Raw genomic sequence first — 23895 nt, forward strand, 5'->3', positions numbered from 1 at the left:
GCGCACTGCCGAACGGCCGGTTTCGCGCCCGGTGGCGATTCAGCACGGCGTCATCTGACCGAAAACGGCACGACTGGTCTTGGGTAGATGACCCACCGAATCAGACATCCAGGCACGGATCATCATATGCGAGCAGGCAGCGCATCGATGGCGATCGAATGTTATATTTAAGTGAAAATTCCCTATAACATCGGTTTGAATGCTGCAATTTTTGTATAAGATCTTCTTAATTTTGTGCCGGTTAAGCGTAGCGAGTGGCAGGAGGATTGTGCCGAGTCTGTGCGAAGATGGTGAGGGCGGCTGAGCCGTCATCTGCGACTTGGACGAGAGGGACCGTGCAGAGCTGAGTTATGCCCTAATCTGCATCGTGCCAATGACCTTCGCCACGAATCAGTCGTCAGGCAGCCCGATCCATCAAATCCTATGGCGACCCACCTCCACGGGGTGATCAGGTCCAGCACTCCCCAGCTCGAACAAGAGATTCGCCCGCCAAGTTAATTTTCAAGCGGCGCGTTGGCCGAGATAGGCGGCCTTGATTGCTTCGTTCTTGCCGAGGGCAGCGGCGCAACCGCTCGTGACGATGCGACCGGTCTCAAGCACGTAACCGCGATCCGCGATGGAAAGGGCCATGTTCGCATTCTGCTCGACGAGCAGCACCGTCGTGCCGCGGCGGCGGATCTCGACGATGATATCGAATACGCGCTGGATGATCAGCGGCGCGAGGCCAAGCGAAGGTTCGTCGAGGATGAGGAGCTTAGGCTTCGCCATGAGGCCGCGGGCGACAGCCACCATCTGGAGCTGGCCGCCTGAAAGTTTCCAGGCGAGCGTATCCCTGAAGGACGCGATCTCGGGAAAGAGCGCCGACACCTCATCGGCCTCCGCCTCGCGCGCGTGGCGCGACAGGTTCGGTCGATTCGCGGCGCCGAGCAGGACGTTCTCCCGGGCGGTCAAGCCCGAAAAGATGCGCCGGCCCTCCGGGACGTGAGCGATGCCGGCGCGCACGATCATCTCAGGGCTCAGGCCGACGAGGCTGCGGCCCTCGAAGGCCACATCGCCCGCATCCGGCCGCATCAGACCCGAGATGGTCCGCAACGTCGTGGTCTTCCCGGCGCCGTTGGCACCAAGCAGAGCCACGATCTCGCCAGCCTCGACGACGAGCGAGACATCGGACAGGGCTTCGACGCGCCCGTGCGAAACGCGGAGGTGGCTGAGCTTAAGCAGCGGCACGGACGTGCGCCTCCCCGAGATAGGCAGTGACGACAGCGGGATCGCGCAAGACTTCGGCTGGCGTGCCGTCCGAGATGCGCTGCCCGAAGTTCAGGACGGTGATCTGGTCGGCCACCGCCTCGACCAACGGCATGTCGTGCTCGATGATCAGGATCGTGAGCCCGAGGCCTTTGAGGCGGCGCAACAGCTCGACGAGCTGGCCCTTCTCCGTAGTGTTGAGGCCGGCTGCCGGCTCGTCGAGGAGGAGCAGCGCCGGGTCGGCCGCGAGCGCGCGGGCTATCTCGACCTTGCGCTGGTGGCCGTAGGGCAGATCGCCGACGAGCGCGTCGGCGCGGTCGAGGAGGCCGACGAAGTCCAGCGCAGACAGGGCCCGCGCCTCGACGCCGCCCCCCTCTGCGGAGAGATCGTTGCCGGGTCGCTGGGCGCCGACCATCACGTTGTCAAGGCACGTCATCGAGCGGAACAGCCGGATGTTCTGGAAGGTGCGCGCCAAGCCGCGACCGGAGAGCACGTGCGGCGCCCGCGCCGTAGCATCCCGCCCACCGAAGCGGATCCGACCGCCGCTCGGCCGGTAGAGGCCGCTCAGCACGTTGACGAAGGTGGTCTTGCCCGAGCCGTTTGGACCGATCAGCGCGTGGATGGTGTTACGGCGGACTTCGAGGTCGACGCTGTCGAGGGCCTTCAGGCCGCCGAAGGTCTTGGCGAGGTTCCGGACCTCGAGCACCACGTCACCGGGGTCGCCCGCCTCGCGGCGCAGACGCAGCGGTCCTGCGGTACGGGGCTGCGGGCCGCGTCGCACGAGCCGGTCGCCGAAGAGCACTACCCAGCCCCAGATGCCGTCGGGCATGAAGATCATGATCAGCACGACGGCCGCGCCGTAGACGGCGAGATAGACCTCCTTGAGGAAGCGCAGGACCTCCGGCAGCACGATCAGGAGCGAAGCGCCGACCAGCGTGCCCAGCGCCGACTTCACGCCGCCCAGCAAAGCCATCGTCAGAAAAACAATGGATTCGGCGAGGCTGAACTGGTCGGGGCTGATGTAGGCGAAGCCGCTTGCAAACAGCGCGCCGCCGATGCCGCCAAGCGTCGCGCAGAGCGCGAAAGCGATCACCTTCACCCGCACCGTGTCGATGCCGTTGACGGAGGCAGCGAGTTCGTTGTCGCGTAGGGCCTCCATCGCGCGGCCGAGCGCGGTGCGCCGCAGCCACGACACGGAGGCGACGGCCAGCGTCAGGCAGACGAGGCTGAAGGCGAGGTAGTGGCGCGTGTCAGAGAGTGCGTGGCCGAACAGTTCCGGCCGCGGGATGCCCGGGACTCCGTCGGGGCCGTGGGTGACCTCGGCCCAGTTGGTCAGGACGAGGGTGAAGATCTGCTGAAAGGTGATCGTCACCATCGCGAGATAGTGGCCGCCGAGCCTGACCGAGGTAAGGCCAAGAGCGACGCCGGCGGCGGCAGAGACCGCCACCGCCATGAGGAAGGCGGTCCAGAACGACAGACCGAGATCGGCGGTGCCGAGCGCCACCGCGTAGGCACCGAGCCCGAAAAAGCTCGCCTGTGCGAGCGTGATCTGGCCGGCGTAGCCGAGCACGATAGTCAGGCCGAGCACGGCGATGGCGCAGGTCGCCGCCTGCATCGCGATGCCGGTGGCGTAGCCGCCCAGCGGCTGCGCCAGCGCGAGGCCGGCGAGCGCGAGGCCGGCGGCGAGGATCGGGACCTCGACGGGGATGGCGCGGCGTGGGCGGGGCTGGATCGTGCGCATCGCCGTCACGCCTTCTCGGCGATCTTCTCGCCGAAGATGCCCTGGGGGAGCACCATCAGAAAGGCGAACAGGACCAGGAAGGCGAAGGCATCCTTGTAGGGCACCGAGATGTAGGCTGCGCCCAGGTTCTCGATGATTCCGAGGCCGAGGCCGCCCAGGATCGCACCGCGGATGTCGCCGAAGCCACCGATGATCGTCGCCGCGAAGGCCTTCAACGCGATCGCGGTGCCCATGCCGATCGAGAAGTACATGATCGGGCCGACGAGGATCCCAGCGACACCGCCGAGAACCGCGGAGTAGACGAAGGTCAACATGATCATCCAGCGGACGGGGATACCGATCAGGCTGGCGGTCTCCTTGTCCTGTGCCGTCGCCTGGATTTTCTTGCCAAGATAAGTTTTCTCGAAGAACAGGTACTGCAGCAGTACCAGTGCCGCACTCACGACAATGATGACGAGGTACTGCGGGTCGAGAAACACGCCCCCCACCTGGAAGCCGCGCAGCGGCAGGAGTGGCGGCAGGTTCGCCGGTTGCGGGCCGTAGGCCGCCAAGACCGTATTCTGGACGAAGATCGAGGCACCGAGCGTACTGATCAGCACCGGCAGATAAGACCGATTGCGCAGGGGATAATAGACCGCGAGATTGAACAGCCCCCCGAACACCGCCATTCCGGCGAGTGCGACCAGGATCCCCGCCCAGTACGGCATGCCGGCGTGGAACAGGCAGATCACCAGCAGGAACGCGCCCACCATCGGGAAGTCGCCCTGGGCGAAGTTCACCACGTTGGTCGTGCGGTAGATCAGCACGAGACCGAGGGCGACGAGGGCGTAGATGCTCCCCATCCCGATCCCGGCGACGATGAGTTGCGGCAGGGCGCTCATGGTGGCAGCTCCGGGTTCAGGACGCGACTACTTCGCTTCGACGCGCTTGACGAAGGTCGGGGTGCCGTCCCGATTCTGGACGATGTTGTAGCTGTGCAACCCATCGCCGTCGGCGTCGAAGTCGTAGGTGCCCTCCGCACCCTTGAAGCCCCTAGTCTCGAGCAGCGCCTTGCGCATCGCCTGTGGGTCGGTGCTGTTCGCGGCCTTGATCGCCTGGGCGAGCACGGTCACCGCGTCGTAGGCCCAGCTCGCGAAGAAGTCGGGTACGGCGCCGTAGGCGGCCTTGTAGGCACCGGCGAAGGCGGTGGCCTCGGGGCTGGCCTCGACGGCGTAGTCGCTCAACCCGTAGGTACCGTAGAGGTCGGCGCCCGCAAGCTTCATCGCAGTCGCTGAGACGATCGAGGCCGAACCGATCCAGGGCAACTCGACGCCGAATTGCTTGAGTTGCTTCGCCAGGATCGCCTGGTCTGTGTCGGCGGTGGCGAAGCTTACCATGATGTCAGCACCCGAGTTCTTCACCGCCAGCACGATCGGCGTGAAGTCCTGCGTCGCCGTCGTGAAGCCCTGCACGGTGGTGGGCGTGATGCCGCGCCCCCTTAGGGCCGTGACGAGCAGGTTCGCGCTGCTGGTGCCGAAGGCGTCGGTCGCGTGGACGATCGCCCAATGCTTTCGCTGGAGCACGTCGGTTCCGAACTCGACGATGGCGCCGGCCGAGATCTCGTCGTTCGGGCGAAAGCGGAACAGCCACGGGTTCTTGAGGCGGGTCAGTTTCGGGTCGGTGCCTCCGAAGGCGACCGGCTTGGCGGTACGGGCGATGGCGGGGGCGATCGCGTGGACCTGAGTGCTGCGGATCGGCGCCAGGAAGGCGACGACCCTCGAATCATTGGCCAAACGGTTGAAAGCGTTGACCGCTCCGGGGTTGGTGGTCTGATCGTCCTCGATCGCGAGTTCGACCGCACGGCCCAGCAAGCCGCCGGCCTTGTTGATCTGCTCGACCGCGAGGCGTGCCCCGTTCATCTGGTAGCGGCCGGTCTCGGCTGCGCCTCCAGTGAGCGGAGCGATCATACCGAGCTTGATCACGTCCGCGGCGAGGGCGGATCCGGCCACCGCCGCCGCGCCGAGCGCGAGCCCAGCCAAACCGCCCAACAAGCGACGCATCCTGCCCTCCCTCGTCGGCCGGCGCTTCGACTGAGCGCTCGCGCCGGATGATGGTTCGAACTGGACCTACAGAGACGACATGTCAACCAATATTGTCGGCAATTTGCTGTTGCGTTCAAGCAATGATCCGCTTATTGCCGTATCAGACGACAACGGGGAGAGCGATGGAAACGTCACGGGCCCTGCTGATCGGCGGCCGCTGGCAGGCTGCCGCCGACGGCGCCGCCTACGAGGTGGTCAACCCCGCCACCGAGGAGGTGATCGGGTCGGCAGCGCAGGCTGGCGCCCCGGACGTAAAGGCGGCGATCGCCGCCGCCGAGGTGGGCCTCGCGTCCTGGCGGCGCACTAATCCCTGGGTTCGCTCACGCGTGATCCGCCGGATCAGCCAGATCGTTGAGGAGCGGCGCGAGGAGATCGCCCGCCTCGTGACAATCGAGGTCGGCAAGCCGATCGAGCAGTCCCGGGGCGAGGTCCAAGCGACCTGGGAGCTCTTCGACTGGTTCGCCGACGAGACGCGGCGCATCTACGGCCAAGTCATTGAGCCACGCGGGACGTCGGGGCACCAGACGGTGACCTTCGAGCCGGTCGGCATCGTCGCCGCCTTCACGGCCTGGAACTTTCCGGTGCTGCTGATGTCCCGCAAGATCGCGCCGGCTCTGGCTGCGGGCTGCTCGATCATCTGCCGGCCGGCGGAGGAGGCGCCCGGCGCCGTGCTCGCGATCGCCCGGTGCTGCCTCGACGCCGGCGTGCCGCCGGGCGTGGTCAATGTGCTGACCGGCCTGCCCAACGCGATAACCCCCGCGATCATGGCTTCGCCCAAGGTGCGCAAGGTCACCTTCACCGGCTCGATCCCGGTAGGGCAGATGCTAATGCGCCAGGCGGCCGACACGGTGAAGCGCGTCACGATGGAGCTCGGCGGCCACGCGCCGGTGATCGTCCACGACGACGTTGACGTAACCGCGGCCGCGCACCTGTCGGCGGTGGCCAAGTTCCGCAACGCCGGCCAGGTCTGCGCATCGCCGACCCGGTTTTACGTGCACGAGAGCCGGGTGGAAGCGTTCGCGGCCGCCTTCTCTGCGCGCGCCGCCGCGCTCAAAGTCGGGGACGGGCTCGACCCAGCGAACGACGTCGGTCCCCTCACCACCCGCCGCCGCCGCGAGGCCGTCGAGGCGATGGTCGAGGACGCGGTTGCCGCGGGCGGCAAGCTCGCCGTCGGCGGCCGGCGGCCGGCCCAGCCGAACCGCGGGTGGTTCTACGAGCCGACGGCGGTCGTCGGTGCGCCCGAGGGTGCGCGCCTGATGACCGAGGAGCCATTCGGTCCCGTGGCCGCGATCAGCGGCTTCTCCCGCGTCGAAGAGGCGCTGGAGCGGGCCAACGGCCTCGAGTTTGGGTTGGCAGCCTACGTCTTCACGAACTCTCTCAAGCGCGCCCACGAGACCTCTGAGGCGCTCCAGGCGGGCGTCGTCTGCGTCAATACCTACGTCGCGGCCCTAGCTGAGACGCCGTTCGGCGGCACCAAGCAGAGCGGCTTCGGACGTGAGGGCGGCGCGCTCGGCATCCGCGACTACCTCGACGCCAAGTTCACCAATATGGCGTTCCTGCAATGACCGGGCTCGTCCTCCCCGCCCAATTCATGCTCAGTCAATCTTCGATGATGCCATCACATGGCCGTCGAGGAGGGAATTGAGCATGTCCGGTAGCGCCCTGGATGGGAGAACGCGGGTCGACGGGGTCTCACCCCTCGATCGCGCAGGGGAACTCTCCCTCGTCGCCGCGATCTCGGGGCGGCTCGAAAGCATGATCATCGCCGGAGAGATCGAGGCCGGCGGCAAGCTCAACGAGTTCGCCCTGGCGCAGCGCCTTCAGGTCAGCCGCAGCGCGCTACGGGAGGCGGTACGACTCCTGGAGCAACTTGGCCTAGTCACGATCCTGCCGAACCGCGGCGTGTTCGTGCGCCGCGTCAGCCTGAAGGAGGCGCTGGACCTATTCGACGTCCGTTCCGGCCTCGCCTACACCGCCGGCCGCCTCGCCGCGGCGCGCGGCAGCGACGAGCAGGTCTCCGCCCTGCGCGGGCTGCACGAGGAGATGGTCGTCGCTTGGGAGCGGCGCGAGATCGATCGCTACTACGACCTTAACCTACGCTTCCACGCCGATGTTATGGCGATGACGGGCAACGACCGGCTCGCCGCGCTCTACGCGATGATGTCGAACCAACTGCACCTCTTCCGGCGCCGCAACCTCGGCAATCTCGCCCAGCTCGAACTCTCGCTGCAGGAGCATGCGCGGATCCTCGAAGGTATTGAGACGCGCGACACCGCCAAGACCAGTCGCGCCTTCGAGCGTCATGTCATGATCGGCAAGCAGCGCATGCTCGACACCCTCCCAATGCGTCACGACGCCTGACCGCGATGAGGAGCCCGGACCGATCGATGATGACTATACAGAACCACGCCAAGGCCCGCCTTCTCGCGGGCGACCTGTCGCTCGGAATGGGCATCCGCCAAGCGCGTACGGTCGACATCGGACGCATCGCGAAGGCTTGCGGTTACGACTGGTTGTTCATCGACATGGAGCACAATTCCATGAGCCTCGACACGGCGGCCCAGCTCTGCGTGGCGACCGCGGATGCAGGCATCACGCCGTTGATCCGGGTGCCGGGCCACGAGCAGTTCCACGCCTCGCGCCTGCTCGACTCGGGCGCGCTCGGCATCGTCGTGCCGCACGTGAACGACCGCGCCGAGGCGGAGCGTATGGTAGCGAACTGCCTATTCCCGCCGGCGGGCCGACGCTCTGTGCCAGGCTCGCTGCCCCAGGTCGACTTCCGGCCGATGCCGGTCTGCGATCTTATCCGGGTCGTCAACGACTCCATGCTGCTCGTCGCGATGATCGAGACGCCCGCCGGCATCGAGAACTTGGACGAGATCGCCGCGGTCGCGGGCATCGACGTGCTGCTGATGGGCGGCAACGATCTGGCCGCCGAACTCGGCATACCGGGCGAGTTCAGCCATCCGCGGATGCAGGACGCCTTCCGGCGCATCGCCGCCGCTTGCCGCCGGCACGGCAAGTTCCCCGGCGTCGGCGGCATCTACGACCACGCGATCATGCAGGGCTACGTCGAGGCCGGCGCCCGTTTCATCCTCAGCGGCTCGGACCTTGCCTTCCTGATGGCCGGGGCCAACGCGCGGTCGTCGTTCCTTCGCGGGCTGCCGACCGGCCTCGCGGCGGCCGCCGGGCGAGCCTGACGATGTCGGCCGCCGCGGACAGCGTAGTGACAATCGAGCGCGAGGCCGCGGTCGCGTTCGTGCGGCTCGCGGCGCCGCCGCTCAACCTTCTGACCCAGGCCCTGCGGCGCGCGCTCACCGATGCGGTCGCCGCCGCGGAAGCGGACCCGTCGGTGCGGGCGCTGGTCGTGGCGGGGGCGGAGAACTTCTGCGCCGGTGCCGACCTGAAGGAGTTCGGCGCGCGCGTCGACCCCGCGGTCGCGGACGCGCACGGCCGCAACGGCCACGCCATGACGCTGCGCCTCGTCGGCTGCGACAAGCCCATCGTCGCGGCGATCGAGGGGGCTTGCCTCGGCGGCGGGTTCGAGATCGCGCTCGCCTGCGATCTCAGGATCGCGGCGCACGACGCGCGGCTCGGCCTTCCCGAGATCGGTCGCGGCGTCTTCCCGGGCACCGGCGGCCTTCCGCTGCTGGAGCGCCTCGTCGGGCCGGCCCGGACCAAGCGGATCGCGCTCGGTGGCGAGGTTTTCGCCGCTGCCTCGCCGGAGGCCGACGGCATCGTCGACCTGCGCGTCGAGCCCGGACAGGCGCTCGCCCGCGCCCTCGAGGTCGCGAGGGCCTTCTCCGCCCGCCCCGCGGGTTCGGTCGGGGCGATCAAGCGGCTCGTCGACGGCGACTTTCGCACGCGGCTCGCCGAACGCTTGGAGGTCGAACGGGCGGAGTACGTCGCCGCCTTCAGGCGCGCCGACGCGCGGGAGGGCTGGCGGGCCTTCCTCGAGAAGCGGCCGCCTGCCTGGGCGCATCACTGACACACGAGACCAGAGAGCTCGAAGAGCCATGACCCACGCCATCGGACCGGCCCACCGGGACGACCTCGCCCCCTACCTTGATGCCGATCAGTTCGCGTTCCGCGACAACGTGCATAAATTCCTCGGCCGCCACGCGACGCCGGACTACATCCGCACCGCCGACGAGGAGAAACGCTTTCCCGAGGAGGTAATCCGCGGCATGGCCGACCAGGGCTACTTCGCGGTGACTCTGCCGGAAGAGTACGGCGGCATCGGTGGCTACCTCGATATGGTCGCGATGCTTGAGGTGATCGGCTACCACAGCGTCGGCCTGTCACGGTACTGGAACCTCAACGTCAACATGGTCGGCGGCGCGATCGCGCGCTTCGCCTCAGCCGAGATCAAGGCCGAGCTGCTGCCGCGGCTCGCCGAAGGCCGGATCTTCTTCGCCTTCGCGCTGTCTGAGAACGGAGCCGGCTCCGACGCCGCGAGCCTGCGCATGACGGCCCGGGCGGATGGGGGCGACTTCGTCCTCAACGGCACGAAGATGTGGATCACGGGCGCGCTCCAGGCCGACTACATCCTGACCGCCTGCCGCACCGATCCGGACGCGAAGGCCCACGACGGCATCACGCTCGTCCTCGTCCCCCGCGACGCGCCAGGCGTGTCGATCTCTCCCATCGACATGCTGGGTGGCCACGCCATCCGCACCTGCGAGGTCCATTTCGAGGACGTGCGCGTGCCGCAGCACCGGATCGTCGGCGGGCTGCACAAGGGCTGGCGCCAGCTCACGACGGTGCTGGCTAAAGAGCGCATCGCGCTCGGCGCCATGTGCGCCGGCGCGGCCCAGGCCGCCTGCGACCTCGCCCGGACCTACGCGGTCGAGCGCAAGCAGTTCGGCCGCTCGGTGACCGAGTTCCAGGCCGTGTCCCACAAGCTCGTCGACATGCAGACCGCGGTCGATGCGGGCCGGCTCCTGGTTTACCGGGCGGCGCGGCTGCTCACCGAGGACAAGCCCTGCGGCGCCCAGTCCTCGCAGGCCAAGTACTTCATGTCGGACGCTTACGTGAGCGTGGCGACCGATGGGCTCCAGGTCATGGGCGCCAACGGCTACTGCACTGAGTATGCCATGGAGCGCCACTACCGCGAGGCGAAGCTCTTCCAGATCTTTGGCGGCACGAACGAGATCCAGCGCAACATCGTCGCCCGCGAGATCCTGCGCTGAGGCGCGGCGACCACAGCCGGCGACACGATCGATGAGGAAGGTTCACGACATGGCGGAAGCGAAGCTGCCACTCGAGGTTATCAGGGTGCGCACCGACGTCGTGGTGGTCGGCGGCGGGGGCGCGGCGTCGCGCGCTGCGCTGTCCGCCCGCCAGGCCGGCGCCGAGGTGCACCTCGTCGCCAAGGCCCCACTCAAGACCGGCGGCAGCACAGTCCACGGCGCGAGCGAGATCATGAGCATGGGCGCCGCCGGCTACGGCGACCGACGCGACTCGGCCGAGATTCACTTCGAGGACACGATGCGGGCGGGTCGAGGCTTCATCGACCCGAAGCTCGTGCGCGTTCTCGCGGAGGACGCGACCGCCCGCATCCGCGACCTCGTCGACCTCGGCGTGCCCTTCGACCGCCTCGCCGCGCCGAACGAGGAACAGTCGACCGACTACAAGCTGATCCGCTCGGATTTCGGCACCTACGGGCGCGCCATGGGCGTGTCGGGCAAGACCGGCCTCGCCTTCGTCGACGCGATCGGGAACGAACTCGTGCGCCTCGGCGTTCAGGTCGACGCGCCCGTGATGCTCGTCGACATCGTGCGCGACGACGCCGGCGAGGTCGCGGGCGTCATCGGGTACGATCCCGGGCGGCAGGCGCTGATCCACTACGAGGCGGCGGCCGTCGTGCTCGGCACCGGCGGCATCCACGGCGCCTACGAGGCTCAGGTCTCAACTGCCGAAATGACCGGCGACGGCCAGGCGATCTGCCTGCGCCACGGTGCGGAGCTGGTGAACCTCGAATTCCACCAGTTCGGTCCCGCGTTGATCCACCCGTACGTGCAGCTGTTCTCGAAGTCCTGCTTCGTGTTGCACCCGCGCATCACCAACGAGCTGGGCGAGGAGTTCCTGGCCCGGTACCTGCCGCCCGGCGTCACCGTCGAGGAGGTCTACGAGGAGAAGGTCTTCCCCTTCACCACGACCAACGTCTCGCGATACCTCGACGTCGCGATCGCGGCCGAGATCAACGCCGGGCGGGGCTCGCCGCACGGCGGCGTCTACTTCTCCTTCGCCCACGTGCCGGAGGAGCGCATCGACGCCGTCATTCCGAACACCGCACGCTGGATGCGCGAGCGCGGCCTCGACGTGCGGACGGACCAGTTCGAGGTCGGCATCGCCTTTCAGTGCATGAACGGCGGCGTGCGCATGGTGAACGAGGACGCCGAGAGCACGATCCCCGGCCTCTTCGTCGTCGGTGAGCTCGCCGGCGGCGTCCGCGGGCCCGACCGACCGGGCGGCAACTCGCTCGCCGAGGGGCAGGTCTTTGGCCATCGGGCTGGAACCGCGGCGGCTCGGCGCGCGCGCGCGCGACGGCCAGGCCCGCCGGCGACGCTGGCGGCTTCCCTGGCCTTCCTCGCCGGCAAGCTCTCCGCGAGCAACCGGACGATCGACCTCGACGCGGTCGAGGCCGCGATCCGCCGGGCGATGCAGCGTTACTGCCTCGTCGAGAAGGACGAGGCCGGCCTTGGCGAGGCCCTGAAGGCGATCCGCGGCGCCAAGGCGGAGCTCGAGGAGGCCCCGCTCACCGTCGAGACGCTGCTGCGCGGCCTCGGCCTGCGCAACATGGCTGGAGCGAGCGAGGCGGTGCTGCGCGCGTGCCAGGAGCGGCGTGAGACCCGCAGCGGCCACTACCGCACGGACCACCGCAAGACCGACGACGCCAACTATCTCGGCTGCTTCCTATGGCGGCAAGAGAACGGCGAGTTGCGCGCCTCGCGGCAGGCCCACTGAACGAACCCGAAGACCGAGAACGCGTCGAGTGAGTCCACGATGAGCCCCACCCAGCCTCTGTCGGGTTACCGCATTCTCGACCTCACCGTGATGACGGCCGGGCCGGTCGGCACCATGATGATGGGCGACCTCGGCGCCGACGTCATCAAAGTCGAGGAGATCCGCGACGGCGAATTGTCCCGCAACATGGGCACGGTGTTCGCGGCCGGCGAGAGCTCGATGTTCCTCTCGCAGAATCGCAACAAGCGCAGCATTCGCCTCGACCTCAAGCAGCCCGCCGGCCGCGACGCTTTCCTCGAGATGGCCCGCTCGGTCGACGTCGTCACCGAGAACTTCCGACCCGGGACCGTCGACAGGCTCGGCATCGGTTACGAGGCGGTCCGCGCAGTCAATCCGGACATCGTCTACGCCAGCGTCTCGGCGTTCGGGCAGACCGGCCCCTACGCCCACCTGCCCGCCAACGACCCGGTCGTGCAGGCGCTCTCGGGGGTGATGGCGATGACCGGCGAGGCCGATGGTGCGCCGGTCCGCATCGGCACGCCCTATCCGGATTTCGGCGCCGCCGCGCTCCTGGCTTTCAGCGTCTCGGCCGCGCTCCTCCACCGCGAGCGCACGGGTGAGGGCCAGCGCATCGAGATGTCGCTCCTGGCCGGAACGATTTTCAGTTCGATTCCCCGCGACGGCGAGACCCTGCGCACGGGGGCCGCGCCGCCGCGGCTCGGCAGCGCACACCCGACTTTCGTCCCCTACCGCAACTACCGGGGCGGCGACGGCGCCTTCTTCTTCCTGGCCTGCTTCACGGAGAAATTCTGGGGCGCGCTGTGCAGATGTGTCGATCGCCCCGACCTAGCGATCGATGAGCGCTTCGCGAGCAACGTCGCGCGCTGTGCCAACCGCACCGCCCTCGACACCGAACTCGAGGCGATCTTCGCCTCGCGTCCGACCTCTGAGTGGCTCGAGATGCTCGGCAAGGCCAACGTGCCGGCAGCCCCCATCCAGGACCTCCACCAGACCCTGCGCCACGACCCGCAGGTCCGGCACAACGGCATGGTGGTCGAGCTCGAGCACCCGACCGCCGGCCCGGTCGAGATGCTGGCGCTGCCGGTCGATTTCCGCGGCACGCCCGCCCAGTACCGCCGCGCCGCGCCGCGGCTCGGCGAGCACACCGAGGAAATCCTAGCGGAGTTCGGCTTCGACCGCGGGCGGATCGAGGGCCTGCGCCGCGACGGCGTCGTCGCCGGGCTCGCCGACGCGACGAAGCCGGCCAAGCCCGTCGACCTGTAGGCAGCGATGTTGTTCGATTACATCATCATCGGGGCTGGGTCGGCGGGTTGCGTCCTCGCCAACCGGCTGAGCGAGGATCCCGGGACGCAGGTGCTCCTGGTCGAAGCGGGCGGGCGCGATACCCACCCCCTGATCCACGTCCCGGCAGGGTTCCTACGGCTCCTCGACCACCCCCGCACCAGCTGGCAGTTCCGCACGGCGCCCGATGCCGAGACCGGCGGTCGCGAGATCCTGTTCCCGCGTGGAAAAGGGCTCGGCGGTTCGAGCTCGATCAACGGGCTTCTCTACGTGCGCGGGCAGCCGCAGGACTACGACCACTGGGCGCAGCTCGGGAACCGCGGCTGGTCGTGGGACGAGGTGCTGCCCTATTTCCGCCGGTCGGAGAGCTGGCAGGGCGAGGGCGTGTCGCGCGGTCGGGACGGGCCGCTCACCGTCTCGCCGCTCGCCGAGACGCCGGAACTCTGCGCCGCGATCGTCGCCGCGGGCCGCGAGGTCGGCCTGCCCTTCGCGGCCGACATGAACGACGGAGCTGACCAGAAGATCGCCTATTATCAGCAGACGCGGCGCGGCCGCTTTCGCGCCAGCGCCGCGCGTTCCTATCTGAGTCCGGCCCGGCGCCGCCCGAACCTGCGCATCATCGTCGGCGCGCAGGTGGACCGGATCCTCATTGAGGGTGGTCGAGCGGTTGGGATCTCATTCTCCCGCGCCGGACGCACGGAGGAGGCTCGCGCCGGACGCGAGGTCATCCTCGCCGCCGGGGTGATCGGCTCCCCGAAGATCCTGATGCTGTCGGGCGTCGGCGCGCCGGACTGCCTCTCCGAGCACGGCATCCCCGTTGTGCACGCGTTGCCGGGCGTCGGCGAGAATCTGCAAGACCATTATGTCGTGCGCGTCACCTACCGCATGCGGGGCGCATCGACGCTGAACGAACGTGCCCGCGGCCTGCCTCTCCTGCGCGAGATGGTGAAGTACGCACTCTCAGGGTCCGGCGTGCTCACCTACAGCGCAGCGCTCCTCGGCGCTTTCGTACGCACGCAGGAGACCTCGGCGACGCCAGACGTGCAGTACGTGATCGCGCCGGGCAGCTTCAAGCAGGGTCGGCTCGGCGAACTCGACGACTTCCCCGGCATGACCTGCGGGTGTTGGCAGATGCGCCCCAACAGCCGCGGTTCCGTCCGCCTGCGCTCGGCGGATCCCGCCGCGGCCCCGCTCATCCAGCCGCGCTATCTCTCCGACCCGCTCGACCGACGGATCGTCGTCGATGGCCTGAGGTTCGCCCGGGCCCTGTGCGGGGCGCGGGCACTGGCGCCGTACCGCGACGCCGAGATGGTGCCGGGCGACGGCGTGCAGACCGACGACGCGTTGCTCGCCTACGCGCGCCAGAACGGCTCGACGGTTTATCACGCCGCCGGGACCTGCCGCATGGGCGCCGATCCCAGCGCAGTGGTGGATACGAACCTGCGGGTGCACGGACTGGCGGCCCTGCGGATCGTGGACGCCTCGGTGATGCCGGCGATCACGTCGACAAACACCAACGCCACCACTATCATGATCGCCGAGAAGGCTGCCGACATGATCAGAGGGCGCGCAGTGCCACTGTCATAGGCGTCGTGAGACCAGTCCTCGCGTGGGATCGCTGTGACAGAAGCGACTTCCTCGACCGAGCAGCGATCGATCACTCCGTGACGCTGGGCGTTGATGGCGATGTCTGACCGGTCAGGTCGGCACGCCAGCATCTAGCAGTTATGACAATTTGCACTGGAAAGCTGATCTGACATGCCAAAGTCCCGATGGACGATGATCTTCCTGTGCTTTGTTGCACTTGCTATTAGCGCCATCGATCGTGTCAACCTTGCGGTCGCCGCCCCGTCGATCAAGAACTCACTCGGGCTTGGAGACGGCGACATGGGTTTGTTGCTCGGTGCCTTCTTCTGGACTTACGCCCTGCTCCAGATCCCGGCCGGGCGCCTAATTGATGGCATCGGCGCACGAGCGGGGCTCGCCATCGCGGTCGGCGGCTGGTCCCTGTTCACGATCTTGACCGGTGCCATGCGAAGCGTGCCGACGCTGCTTGCATGTCGGCTAGGGTTGGGTGCCGGAGAGGCTGCCGTCTACCCCGGCGGCGCCAAAGTCATCTATGCGTGGTTCCCGCGAACCGAGCGCGGCCTCGCCTCGGGCCTCTTCGACGCCGGACCCCGGGTTGGCCTCGCGATCGGACTGCCGTTGGTGTCGTCGATCGTTGCTGCCTGGGGATGGGAAGCCTCGTTCTACGTCACGGGCCTGATCGGCTTGGTCTGGCTCGCAGCTTGGCTCTTGCTCTATCGCGATCCCGAACACCATCGCTCTGTCTCCATCGAGCAGCTTCGCCACTTGCAGGCATCCCGCTCGGTGGCACGAGACCCAGTCTTGGAGCAAGAACAGGCAATTCCCTGGTTGATCTTGTTGCGACATCGCACGATCTGGGGAATGATGATCGGTCTGTTTTGCTACAATTTCTCGAATTATTTCTTCATCACATGGTTTCCGACTTATCTCATGCAGGCGAAAGGCTTGTCGCTTGCGCAGCTTGGCACCCTCGGCACGTTGCCGGCGCTGATGTCCATCCCCGGCAGTCTGTTTGGCGGATGGATGTCGGACTGGCTTCTCAGATGCGGATGGTCCCTCACGGTCGCCCGCAAAACTTGCTTGGTGGGAGGTCTCCTCACGGCTTCGGTCATCACGCTCGCGGGTCTCACGGAAAGCGTCGCCTTGGCCCTAGTCTTCCTGTCAATATCTTATGCCGGGTTGTCCGTGACGGCAGCCACGGCTTGGACGCTGCCCGCCGACGTGGCTCCATCGGGTGGCCAAGTCGCGACGATCGGTGGCCTTCAAAATTTCGCTTCAAACCTCGCTGGGATCGCAACGACGGCCTTCACCGGTCTCATGCTCAGCGTATCAGGAGGGTCGTTCGCCGTACCGCTCATGGCAGCTGGTGTGATCTGCCTGTTAGGCGCTTCGGCCTACGTGTTCTTGGTCGGAGTTATCGAACCACTTCGGCTCGATCAAGCTCCGCACCGTCGAGCTGCACCGCCCGGCTAACGGGATGACGGGTTGCACGATGGTGGTGGAAGCCGCCAGCGCCCTGACGCCGTTGCGCGCGGCGTGAGCGCCCGGCAGGGACCCCTGGACACCCCGACCACCGCCTCATCGCCGACTGACAATTTATACGCGCGCTTAATTGAAAGTCCGCTTCTGATCACCAATGGCGACGGCCTGAACGACTGTGATGGGCGCGAAGCGGAACGTCGGCTTTGCTCGCTGGACGATGTTCCCAGCTCCGAGCAACTCCGCCGGCCGATGCCCCTGATCGTGCCTGTCGGCTTCCCTACAAGCATCAATTTCCTTCCCTGCTTCCACGTGTAGGGAAATCGACCCCAAGCCATTGTCCGTGCGAGACAAGCTGAGTGAGCGCTGTTTGGAGGCATCACTTTTCCGAAGCATTTCCCTGTATTTTCCGCGTCGACAGGGAAAATGCGACCGGAGACGGGTTCGCTCGTGACTGCCCGCACCACCAGGGTTTCCTGGTGAAAATCAGTTCGTGACGGCCCGGCGCGGTCTCGCCACTTCGCCCGCGGCTTAGCGCCGACCGGCGGCGTCTGCCGCAGTCAAACACCGCCTTCTTCGACCATGCTCGGACCCGATACCGGCAGCCTTTCTCGCCGTTGGGACCTCGGTTTTCCGGCGTACGGGCTCCCGCGTGGCCGGAGACCGGTTTGCTCCCGCGGCGGAGACGCATGTTCGCCGTATCGGCGCGTGAACGCGCCGACGCCCGCCTCGTTGAGGGCGCGCGCCCAGGCGTCGGGGCCGGCGCTGATGCCGCCCGAGCTGTGGACGAAGATCACGACGGGCACCTTGGGCGGAGCGCCGACCGGTAGCTCGACCGGACTGGCCCCGGCGTTAACGCTCCATCGTGGAACGCTCGGGCCGAGGGGCCGACCACGTCCCATCCAGCAGCGCCTCGACCCCGACTGCTGGAACGACCACCGAATGCCCCGTATGACGGGGGCATGGACGCCGACGTGATCGTGCTGGGGGCCGGCATCGTTGGGGTCTCGATCGCCCTCCACCTGCCAGAAGCGCGGCTTCCGCACGCTGCTCGTTGACCGCGGCGCGCCGGGGGGCGGGACCTCCTACGGCAACGCCGGGCTGATCCAGCGCGAGGCCGTGGTGCTCTACGCCTTCCCGCGCGACCTCCCGACCCTGCTGCGCCTCGCGCGCAACCGCGCCCCCGAGGCACGCTACGACCCACGCTTCCTTCCGCGGATCGCCCCGTTCCTGGCGCGGTACTGGTGGCACTCGCGGGTCGACCGCCACGCGGCCATCGCGCGGCGCTACGCCCCCCTCATCACCCACGCGCTCGACGCCCATCGCGCGCTCGCCGCCGAGGCCGGCGCGAGCGACCGCATCCGCGCGGGCGGCTGGGTGCTCGCCTTCCGCACCCCGGCCGCACGCGCGGCGGCTCTAGCCGATGCGGAGGCGGTGCGCCGGGCGTACGGCGTCGGCTTCGAGGATCTCGACGCCGCAGCACTCGGCGCGCGCGAGCCGCATCTCGCCGCCGACAGGCTCGAGGGCGGCATCCTCCGGCCGGACGCCGCCTCCGTCGATGACCCGCAGGGCCTGACGCGCGCCTACCTCGATCACTTCCTCTCCCTCGGCGGCCGTTTCGCCCGCGGCGACGCGGCGACTCTTGTCCCCTCGGGCGACGCGTGGCGGGTGCTTACGGACGGCGGAGAGGTGGGCGCGCCGCGGGCCGTCCTGGCGCTCGGGCCTTGGGCGGATACGGTGACGCGGCGTCTTGGGTATCGCCTGCCGCTGGCGGTCAAGCGCGGCTACCATCGGCACTACCGGCTCCTGGGCAACGCGGGCCTCGCCCTGCCCGTGCTCGACGCCGAGCGCGGGGTGATGCTGGCGCCGATGCGCATGGGCCTGCGCTGACGTTGCAGCCTTGGATTGGTCCCAAGGTGACGGGCAACCCTCGCTTCCGTCAATCCGAGCCGCTTAGGTTGTCGAGCCAGGTACCTTGGTGAGGTTCTCCCTTCGGACTTCCCGAGCTCCGCAGTTTCAGCGGCCAAAGCGCGCACCAACGGCCTCGTACGCTTTTGGCTGCTAGCTGCAGGGCGGCTAACATCCTCGGACCACGGGGCCCTGCCGATCAGTCCCGCGTGCCGCTTCGACCTGCAATTCGAGTTCATGGGCTTCGGCGATGCCGACGCTGACCAGACGCCCGAGTGCGCGGTCGATGTCGGCGCGCAATGGATGCGCAGGCCCGAGCAAGCCCGGTTCCTGGACGATCGCCGCTTCGAACCATCGGACGACCTTCCGTCCGATTCCCCGATCGATCCATAGTCCAGGCGCTTGTGTCCGGTTGAACCAAGCCTCCGTTGCGTCGAGCAGAAAGTCGAGATGGCGCGCGCGGGGTGCGACCAGAAGCAGATTCATCGTGCAGACCGCGACGAAGGCCGTCGGACCCCCGGGCAACAACGGTCGCATCGTCCGCAGGAGTGGATCGACGCGATCGACCCGAAGTGCTGGCAGATAGCTGTCTGTCCCGTTGAACGGATTGTAGGTGTTCAGCAGCGTCTTCGCGATGATGCCGCCGCTTTCCATGTCGATCCGAGAGCTGGCAGGATCGCCGGCGTATCTCCATCGACGCAGGGTCGTCACTCGTTCGGCCACGCGGGCCCGCAACTCGACGGGTCGTCGGGCCGGTCGTTGCGCATCATTGAAATAGAGCGCGTCGGCTGCGTGGAGCACGGTCCGAGCGATCTCGCAGAACGGCTCGTCCGGCAGGTTCGTCACGAGTTCCAGGTAGGTTTCAAACGATGCATCGTCGGCGTCGAGCAGCCGCTCGGTGAACAGGGCGTAGAAGTGCAGGTCCCACTCGTGTGGCTCGCGACCGATCTCGACATCGGCCGGTAGGCCCAGCCCGTTCATCCGGTTCGTCCAGTCGAGATACGCCTCAACTACCTCTTGGCTCCAGCCGATCGACCCCTGCGGCGCGGCTTGGACAATCCCAAGCCATCGCGCGGCCGCTGCGCTGTCAACATGGATGATCGAGGACGGACGCTCCGTTTCGCTCGCCTCGTCATCCTCGAGTTCTTCCGGCGAGACCAGCGCGGAATGCGCGAAGCGCGAGCCGAGCCGCAGATGCGGGCGTTCATCGGGCCAGATCCTCCATGAGGGTTCGGCCCCGCCATCCATCCACCCGATTTCGGCTGCAACCGCGGAGTCGACCGCTTCGGCGCGCTCCGCCTCGAAGCGGGCGTGCTCGGCCTCGTCGTCGTCGTAGCTCCTCCATCGCCAAGCCATGTTAGCGAAAGCAGCGCGCATCGCCGCCTTCAATAGGATGGGCTCGATCTCGAGAATCCGAGCGACCGCAATCGAGAATGATAGTGCAGCGCTCCGATTTCTACGGGCTGCGAGCCGGATCAAATCGTTCCGGTCCGTCTCATTCCGCCTCCGCAGCCACAGATGGATGAGGGCAAGGATGGCGATCGCTGGCCGATTTAACTGCAGCGTATCCCCCGATCCGCGGCCACGATCGGATCGTTCTTTGAGTGTGATGGCGAGGACGCGGCGGATCCACGCCTCTTCGGCAGCAAGCAAGGTGTCGTCACCGTCCCGAGCGGCCAGCAATGCCGTCGTGACGAGCCGCGTCGATCGCGACTTGAGGGTGTCGGTATCGCTATCGTCGGGAACGCCGCCGGCCGCGTACGCGACCGCATCGCGCGCCGTTGCTGCGGTGGCGTGTTCACCTCTGCCATCGACCGCGAGGCTGATCCGCGCCTCGAGTTCGGTCCTACGCAAATCCTTGACCCGGCGTTTCTCCATCGCCTCGAAATGCGCGGCCTCGTCCGGCGGCGGTCGATAGGTCAGATTTCCGTCTTCGCCATCGATCCAGTTCGAGCGTTGCAGCAGATTGTCGGCGACCCGCCCAATCAATCGTGCATCGACCCAGTTCGAGTAGGATTGAATCGGTTCGAGCTTTGTGACCGCAGCGGCGAGCTGTTCGCGAAGGCGATCCGCCACCGGATCGTCGTCCACGTAGAATCGAACCACGTCGAACAAGCATACGTGCCGGGAAGGGCGATTTCTCAGGTCGGCAAGCCTGACCTTGCCATTCGGCTCCCTTCCGACGAAGAGCCGTTCCGTCCCCGATCCGAGCAGATCATGGTCCCGGCGCATGCGGTCCGTTGCCAGAAGCTTTGGATCCGCGAGGAACGGCGCGAGCGCATCGCGCGCAGCATCGAAATGCGACACCAGCACGTCGACGGCGACCAGAAGATACGCCGCGCAGCTGCCCTCGGGACCGAGAATGTCGGCGAGCACGTCGTCGACCGGGACGCCCTCGTCGAGCCTGCGCTGGCTCCATGCCTCCAACGCCTTGAGCCCCGAGGCCGCCGAATACTCGCGGCATTGATCCCGCGACCAAAGATAGCTGTACGCTTGGGGGAAGAGGCGTGGGCCCTCGCCGAAGTCGAGGGTGAAGCCCCCGTCTGCCGGCACGTGTTCGTCGGTATCGAATGCGATCGCTTCCGCGACCAGCGTCCGGATTAGTCTCAGGCCTTCGGCGGGCGCGGCGTCGAGCAGATCGAGGAAAGGCGGCTGCGCCGGTGAAGCCGGCAAATAGTTGCTGTCTGCGAAGGTGAAGGCGCGTTCCAACGCGCGCCCACGGTAGCGCGGCTGCTCGCGGTTCTGAAGCAGGCTCGCCAACACGAGGTCCGCGAGTTCGGCTGGAGCCACCGGCGCGATCACACGCGAAAACAGTCGGATCTCATCGACTTTGTTGCTGTTCCGCTCGGTAGCGATCTCACTGAGATAGGCCTTGAGCTCTTCGGGTGCGCAATCACAGAGAAGCATTGCGTTTAGGCGAAGCTGCTCGATCGTGCTGCTCCGGGCCTCGCTCGCCGCCCGACCCAGGCCCGCATGGCTGGGGATCGTCACCTCGGCGTCGCGGACGTCGAGCTGCCGCAGCCAGCCGAACAGCATGACGGCGGTTTGACGGGCAAAAAAATGCGCATACTGGAGCAGATGAAGCTGTATCGCGACGAGCTCGGCCACCGGCCCGATCGCCGGCACCGGGATCTCGGCGGCATGCGCCAGCACCCAGCGGATAAGGACGAGCGCCGACCCCGAGACGTCGATCCGATAGGAGCGTGGTAGATCGACCTTGGCCCCGTCGGGCATCGTCATCAGGTCGGCCGTCACCTTGGTCTCGACCGCCCCGATCGTCGTACTCAACTCGATCGGGAGAGCCGCGCCGTCGGCGAGCAGTCCGGCGGTGCACTTTTCGAGCAGTTCGTATCCGGCCTCCGATCGCGACAGGGCGAGGATTGCCTGCCGTCGCCAGGACCCGTGCGCGTCGGGAACGGAGAGCTGCTCGAGCAGCCGGACCCATCCGGTGTGATCAGCACCCGTTTCGAGGAGCAGACGGGCGGCGAGCTCAATGCCGCGGGCAACGCGCGACGACACCGGGCAGCTCAAGTCCAGAACCGCAATACGCCGGGGGTCTTCGGCGATGTAGTTTTCGATGGCCCAGTCGCGCAGCACGTCGTGATGGAAATCGAGCTGGTCGCGGTGCAATTCCCTCAGAGTCGACGCATCGATCAGATGCGCGCGCGCCGACGAGTCCTCAGCAAGTTCGAGCCCGGCACTGCCCTTCAGGGCGCTGTCGGCGAGCGCCGCCATAAGCCGCTGGGCGGCGCGCACGTCGGCTGGAGAGGCGCCGTCCGCGCTTTTCCACCAGAAACCGGCCATGGCGGCCTCGGTTCGGATGCCGGTAGCGCTACTGACCTTCAGCAGCCGCGACAGCCGGTAGAGATTTCGGGCGAGGCCGGCGGCGGGATGCTTCGGGTCGAGCAGCGAGCGGAGTTCCGGCGCCTGATCGACCAGGATCGAGACCTCATCCTCCGACAGCGGCCCGACTTCCACTGGGCACGCGCCACCCAAGGCGGCCACGATCTGATCGTCGAGCCAGGGCTCGACGTCGCCGGCCGTGCGTGTGGTCGCAACGATTTTGAAGCCGGGGACCTCGGCCGCCGCTCGCAAAAGTTCGGCGATGGTGCGCTGGCTTCCGCCGTCGTCGAACATGTCGATGCCGTCGATGAACAGCATCGAGCCGCCGCTCGCCGCGAGATCCGTCAGGAAATCGCTCGCCGATCCCGGAATGCCCAGGGCGTTCGAAAACGGCAGCCATCCGCCCGGCGTCGTCGCATTGCGGTCGAGGACGATGATCGATGCCTGCCGCCCGACGCGCTCGGCGTGATGGCGGAGAACCCACGATTTTCCGACGCCGCTCATTCCGCGGATCTCGATGAACCGATGCGTTTCAGCCGCATCGTCGACCGCGGCCACGGCCTCCAGCCGAGGCAGGGTGACTCCCGCTACGCTCGTGCCGATATGGGCGAGCGTATTCCGTGTGAGTTCGGCAAGCCTGGCGCGTGCCGGGCCATATTCGCGGGCGCCGGCCAGGCGGAATCCGCCGTCGGCCAAATTCGCCAGGAGAGCCGCCCGATCGATTTCGCCACCGGTCGTGCCGGTCTTGATTGACAGGTCGATTAACCGGCTCCAGAGCGCCTCGGCACGGCCGACGTCCTCGTCAGCCAATGCCACCCGTGCGAGCGCCTGCCCGTAGCTTCGAGTGACTGGCGTCGTCGCTTCGAAATCGAATTCGAGGATCAGCATCCGCCGCAACAGCCGCCAGATCGCGTCGTCTTTATCGGCAACACCGCCCGCGGTCAGATGCGACCGCGTCGTTTCGACGAAGTCGCGCATGTCCTTGTTGGCGACGCCCTTGGAGCCGAGCCGATCGAAGAACGCAGTACCGCTGTCCGCCGCCCGCGCCCATTTAAGAACATCCTGGTAGGCGCCCGAAATCTTGCGGCTGGTCCGCTCTGTCGCAATGGCGAGGAGGTGCCGATCCTCCGGCACCGGGCCGACCACGCTCACTGCGATCTGGGACGCCACATCCTTATAGACCGTGTCCCTGGGCGAGAACGTGATGTCACGCTTCGACTGGATTTCGAGGATGGCGTCGCCGGCTGTCCCCGCGCCCCGAACGATCAGGTCGTCTAGGGTGTGTGGACTGTTGGGGTTCACGTTCAGCGGGAGGCGTGATTCAAGGCTGTCTTTTGGAGGACAGCCTTGAGCGTTCAGGATCGCTTGGTTCTCAGCGACGCGCAGTGGGAGCGGATGGCACCGCTGATCATCGGACGTCCCGATCAGCGCGGCTCGACCGGGCGCGACAACCGGATGTTCGTCGAAGGCGTGCTGTGGATCGTGCGCACCGGCGCGCCCTGGCGTGATCTGCCCGCTGCGTTCGGTGAGTGGAACAGCGTGTTCCGCCGCTTCAGCCGCTGGAGCCAGAAGGGCGTGTGGTGGCGCATCTTCGCGGCGCTGTCGGATGATCCCGATTTCGAGTACCTGATCGTGGATTCCACCATCGTGCGCGCCCACCAACATGCGGCGGGCGCGAAAAAAGGGGGTCTGGCGATCAGCCCGCGTCCGAGCCGGCCCCCGATCAGGCGCTCGGCCGCT

Annotated in this window: 16 protein-coding genes; 11 read left to right on the forward strand and 5 right to left on the reverse strand. The window is 67.2% G+C overall.

What is annotated here, in order from left to right; all coding sequences use genetic code 11:
• Positions 1-501 precede the first annotated feature (501 nt).
• The 4 genes from Q8W71_RS26370 to Q8W71_RS26385 are packed head-to-tail and all read right to left on the reverse strand — an operon-like array spanning position 502 to position 5025.
• Positions 502-1227 carry an ABC transporter ATP-binding protein gene (locus Q8W71_RS26370; protein WP_305528383.1) on the reverse strand — a complete coding sequence of 242 codons (726 nt, stop codon included), beginning with the start codon at positions 1225-1227 and terminating at the stop codon, positions 502-504.
• Positions 1214-2986 (reverse strand): branched-chain amino acid ABC transporter ATP-binding protein/permease, encoded by a 1773-nt coding sequence (locus Q8W71_RS26375; RefSeq protein WP_305528384.1) that lies wholly within the window; start codon positions 2984-2986, stop codon positions 1214-1216. Before Q8W71_RS26375 ends, Q8W71_RS26370 begins: the two co-directional genes overlap by 14 nt.
• 5 nt (positions 2987-2991) lie before the next feature.
• Positions 2992-3867, reverse strand: coding sequence for a branched-chain amino acid ABC transporter permease (locus Q8W71_RS26380; RefSeq protein ID WP_305528385.1), 876 nt, complete (start codon positions 3865-3867; stop codon positions 2992-2994).
• Positions 3868-3894: 27 nt separating this feature from the next.
• Entirely contained in the window at positions 3895-5025 is a 1131-nt protein-coding gene (locus Q8W71_RS26385) for an ABC transporter substrate-binding protein (RefSeq protein WP_305528386.1), read from the reverse strand.
• A 47-nt stretch (positions 5026-5072) separates the two neighbouring features.
• On the opposite strand from Q8W71_RS26385, the gene Q8W71_RS26390 reads away from it, so the two are divergent.
• The 10 genes from Q8W71_RS26390 to Q8W71_RS26435 all read left to right on the forward strand — a co-directional run bounded on the left by Q8W71_RS26390 (position 5073) and on the right by Q8W71_RS26435 (position 18294).
• Positions 5073-6632, forward strand: coding sequence for an NAD-dependent succinate-semialdehyde dehydrogenase (locus tag Q8W71_RS26390; RefSeq protein WP_305528387.1), 1560 nt, complete (start codon positions 5073-5075; stop codon positions 6630-6632).
• 82 nt (positions 6633-6714) lie between these two features.
• Entirely contained in the window at positions 6715-7428 is a 714-nt protein-coding gene (locus Q8W71_RS26395) for a GntR family transcriptional regulator (RefSeq protein ID WP_305528388.1), read from the forward strand.
• A gap of 26 nt (positions 7429-7454) precedes the next feature.
• On the forward strand, positions 7455-8267 hold the full coding sequence (locus Q8W71_RS26400; protein WP_305528389.1) for an HpcH/HpaI aldolase family protein: 813 nt from the start codon (positions 7455-7457) through the stop codon (positions 8265-8267).
• A 2-nt stretch (positions 8268-8269) separates the two neighbouring features.
• On the forward strand, positions 8270-9055 hold the full coding sequence (locus tag Q8W71_RS26405) for an enoyl-CoA hydratase/isomerase family protein (protein ID WP_305528390.1): 786 nt from the start codon (positions 8270-8272) through the stop codon (positions 9053-9055).
• Between the two features lie 28 nt (positions 9056-9083).
• Positions 9084-10259, forward strand: a complete 1176-nt coding sequence (locus Q8W71_RS26410) for an acyl-CoA dehydrogenase family protein (RefSeq protein ID WP_305528391.1) — start codon at positions 9084-9086, stop codon at positions 10257-10259.
• A gap of 85 nt (positions 10260-10344) precedes the next feature.
• A complete protein-coding gene (locus Q8W71_RS26415) occupies positions 10345-12036 on the forward strand; it encodes an FAD-binding protein (protein ID WP_305528392.1) in 1692 nt (563 codons plus the stop codon).
• Between the two features lie 39 nt (positions 12037-12075).
• Entirely contained in the window at positions 12076-13320 is a 1245-nt protein-coding gene (locus Q8W71_RS26420; RefSeq protein ID WP_305528393.1) for a CaiB/BaiF CoA transferase family protein, read from the forward strand.
• A 6-nt stretch (positions 13321-13326) separates the two neighbouring features.
• The gene (locus Q8W71_RS26425) at positions 13327-14925 is read left to right on the forward strand and encodes a GMC family oxidoreductase (RefSeq protein WP_458351521.1); all 1599 of its coding nucleotides are present in this window, start codon (positions 13327-13329) and stop codon (positions 14923-14925) included.
• 192 nt (positions 14926-15117) lie between these two features.
• Positions 15118-16398, forward strand: a complete 1281-nt coding sequence (locus Q8W71_RS26430) for an MFS transporter (RefSeq protein WP_305528395.1) — start codon at positions 15118-15120, stop codon at positions 16396-16398.
• 1005 nt (positions 16399-17403) lie between these two features.
• A complete protein-coding gene (locus Q8W71_RS26435) occupies positions 17404-18294 on the forward strand; it encodes an NAD(P)/FAD-dependent oxidoreductase (protein WP_305528396.1) in 891 nt (296 codons plus the stop codon).
• Between the two features lie 186 nt (positions 18295-18480).
• Here the strand turns inward: Q8W71_RS26435 and Q8W71_RS26440 are convergent, their stop codons facing one another.
• Positions 18481-23457, reverse strand: a complete 4977-nt coding sequence (locus tag Q8W71_RS26440) for a hypothetical protein (protein WP_305528397.1) — start codon at positions 23455-23457, stop codon at positions 18481-18483.
• A 45-nt stretch (positions 23458-23502) separates the two neighbouring features.
• Here Q8W71_RS26440 and Q8W71_RS26445 point away from each other — a divergent pair.
• Positions 23503-23895: IS5 family transposase (locus tag Q8W71_RS26445; protein ID WP_305528398.1), on the forward strand; the 393-nt coding region annotated here is incomplete at its 3' end.

The organism is Methylobacterium amylolyticum (assembly GCF_030700245.1).
GTDB lineage: Bacteria > Pseudomonadota > Alphaproteobacteria > Rhizobiales > Beijerinckiaceae > Methylobacterium.

What these genes read in the sequence shown, in the direction of transcription:
- Q8W71_RS26430 (WP_305528395.1), top strand. Translation starts at nt 15,118, where the DNA reads ATGATCTTCCTGTGCTTTGTTGCACTTGCTATTAGCGCCATCGATCGT.
- Q8W71_RS26425 (WP_458351521.1), top strand. Translation starts at nt 13,327, where the DNA reads ATGTTGTTCGATTACATCATCATCGGGGCTGGGTCGGCGGGTTGCGTC.
- Q8W71_RS26410 (WP_305528391.1), top strand. Translation starts at nt 9,084, where the DNA reads ATGACCCACGCCATCGGACCGGCCCACCGGGACGACCTCGCCCCCTAC.
- Q8W71_RS26395 (WP_305528388.1), top strand. Translation starts at nt 6,715, where the DNA reads ATGTCCGGTAGCGCCCTGGATGGGAGAACGCGGGTCGACGGGGTCTCA.
- Q8W71_RS26385 (WP_305528386.1), bottom strand. Translation starts at nt 5,025, where the DNA reads ATGCGTCGCTTGTTGGGCGGTTTGGCTGGGCTCGCGCTCGGCGCGGCG.
- Q8W71_RS26380 (WP_305528385.1), bottom strand. Translation starts at nt 3,867, where the DNA reads ATGAGCGCCCTGCCGCAACTCATCGTCGCCGGGATCGGGATGGGGAGC.
- Q8W71_RS26400 (WP_305528389.1), top strand. Translation starts at nt 7,455, where the DNA reads ATGATGACTATACAGAACCACGCCAAGGCCCGCCTTCTCGCGGGCGAC.
- Q8W71_RS26420 (WP_305528393.1), top strand. Translation starts at nt 12,076, where the DNA reads ATGAGCCCCACCCAGCCTCTGTCGGGTTACCGCATTCTCGACCTCACC.
- Q8W71_RS26375 (WP_305528384.1), bottom strand. Translation starts at nt 2,986, where the DNA reads ATGCGCACGATCCAGCCCCGCCCACGCCGCGCCATCCCCGTCGAGGTC.
- Q8W71_RS26390 (WP_305528387.1), top strand. Translation starts at nt 5,073, where the DNA reads ATGATGGTTCGAACTGGACCTACAGAGACGACATGTCAACCAATATTG.
- Q8W71_RS26405 (WP_305528390.1), top strand. Translation starts at nt 8,270, where the DNA reads ATGTCGGCCGCCGCGGACAGCGTAGTGACAATCGAGCGCGAGGCCGCG.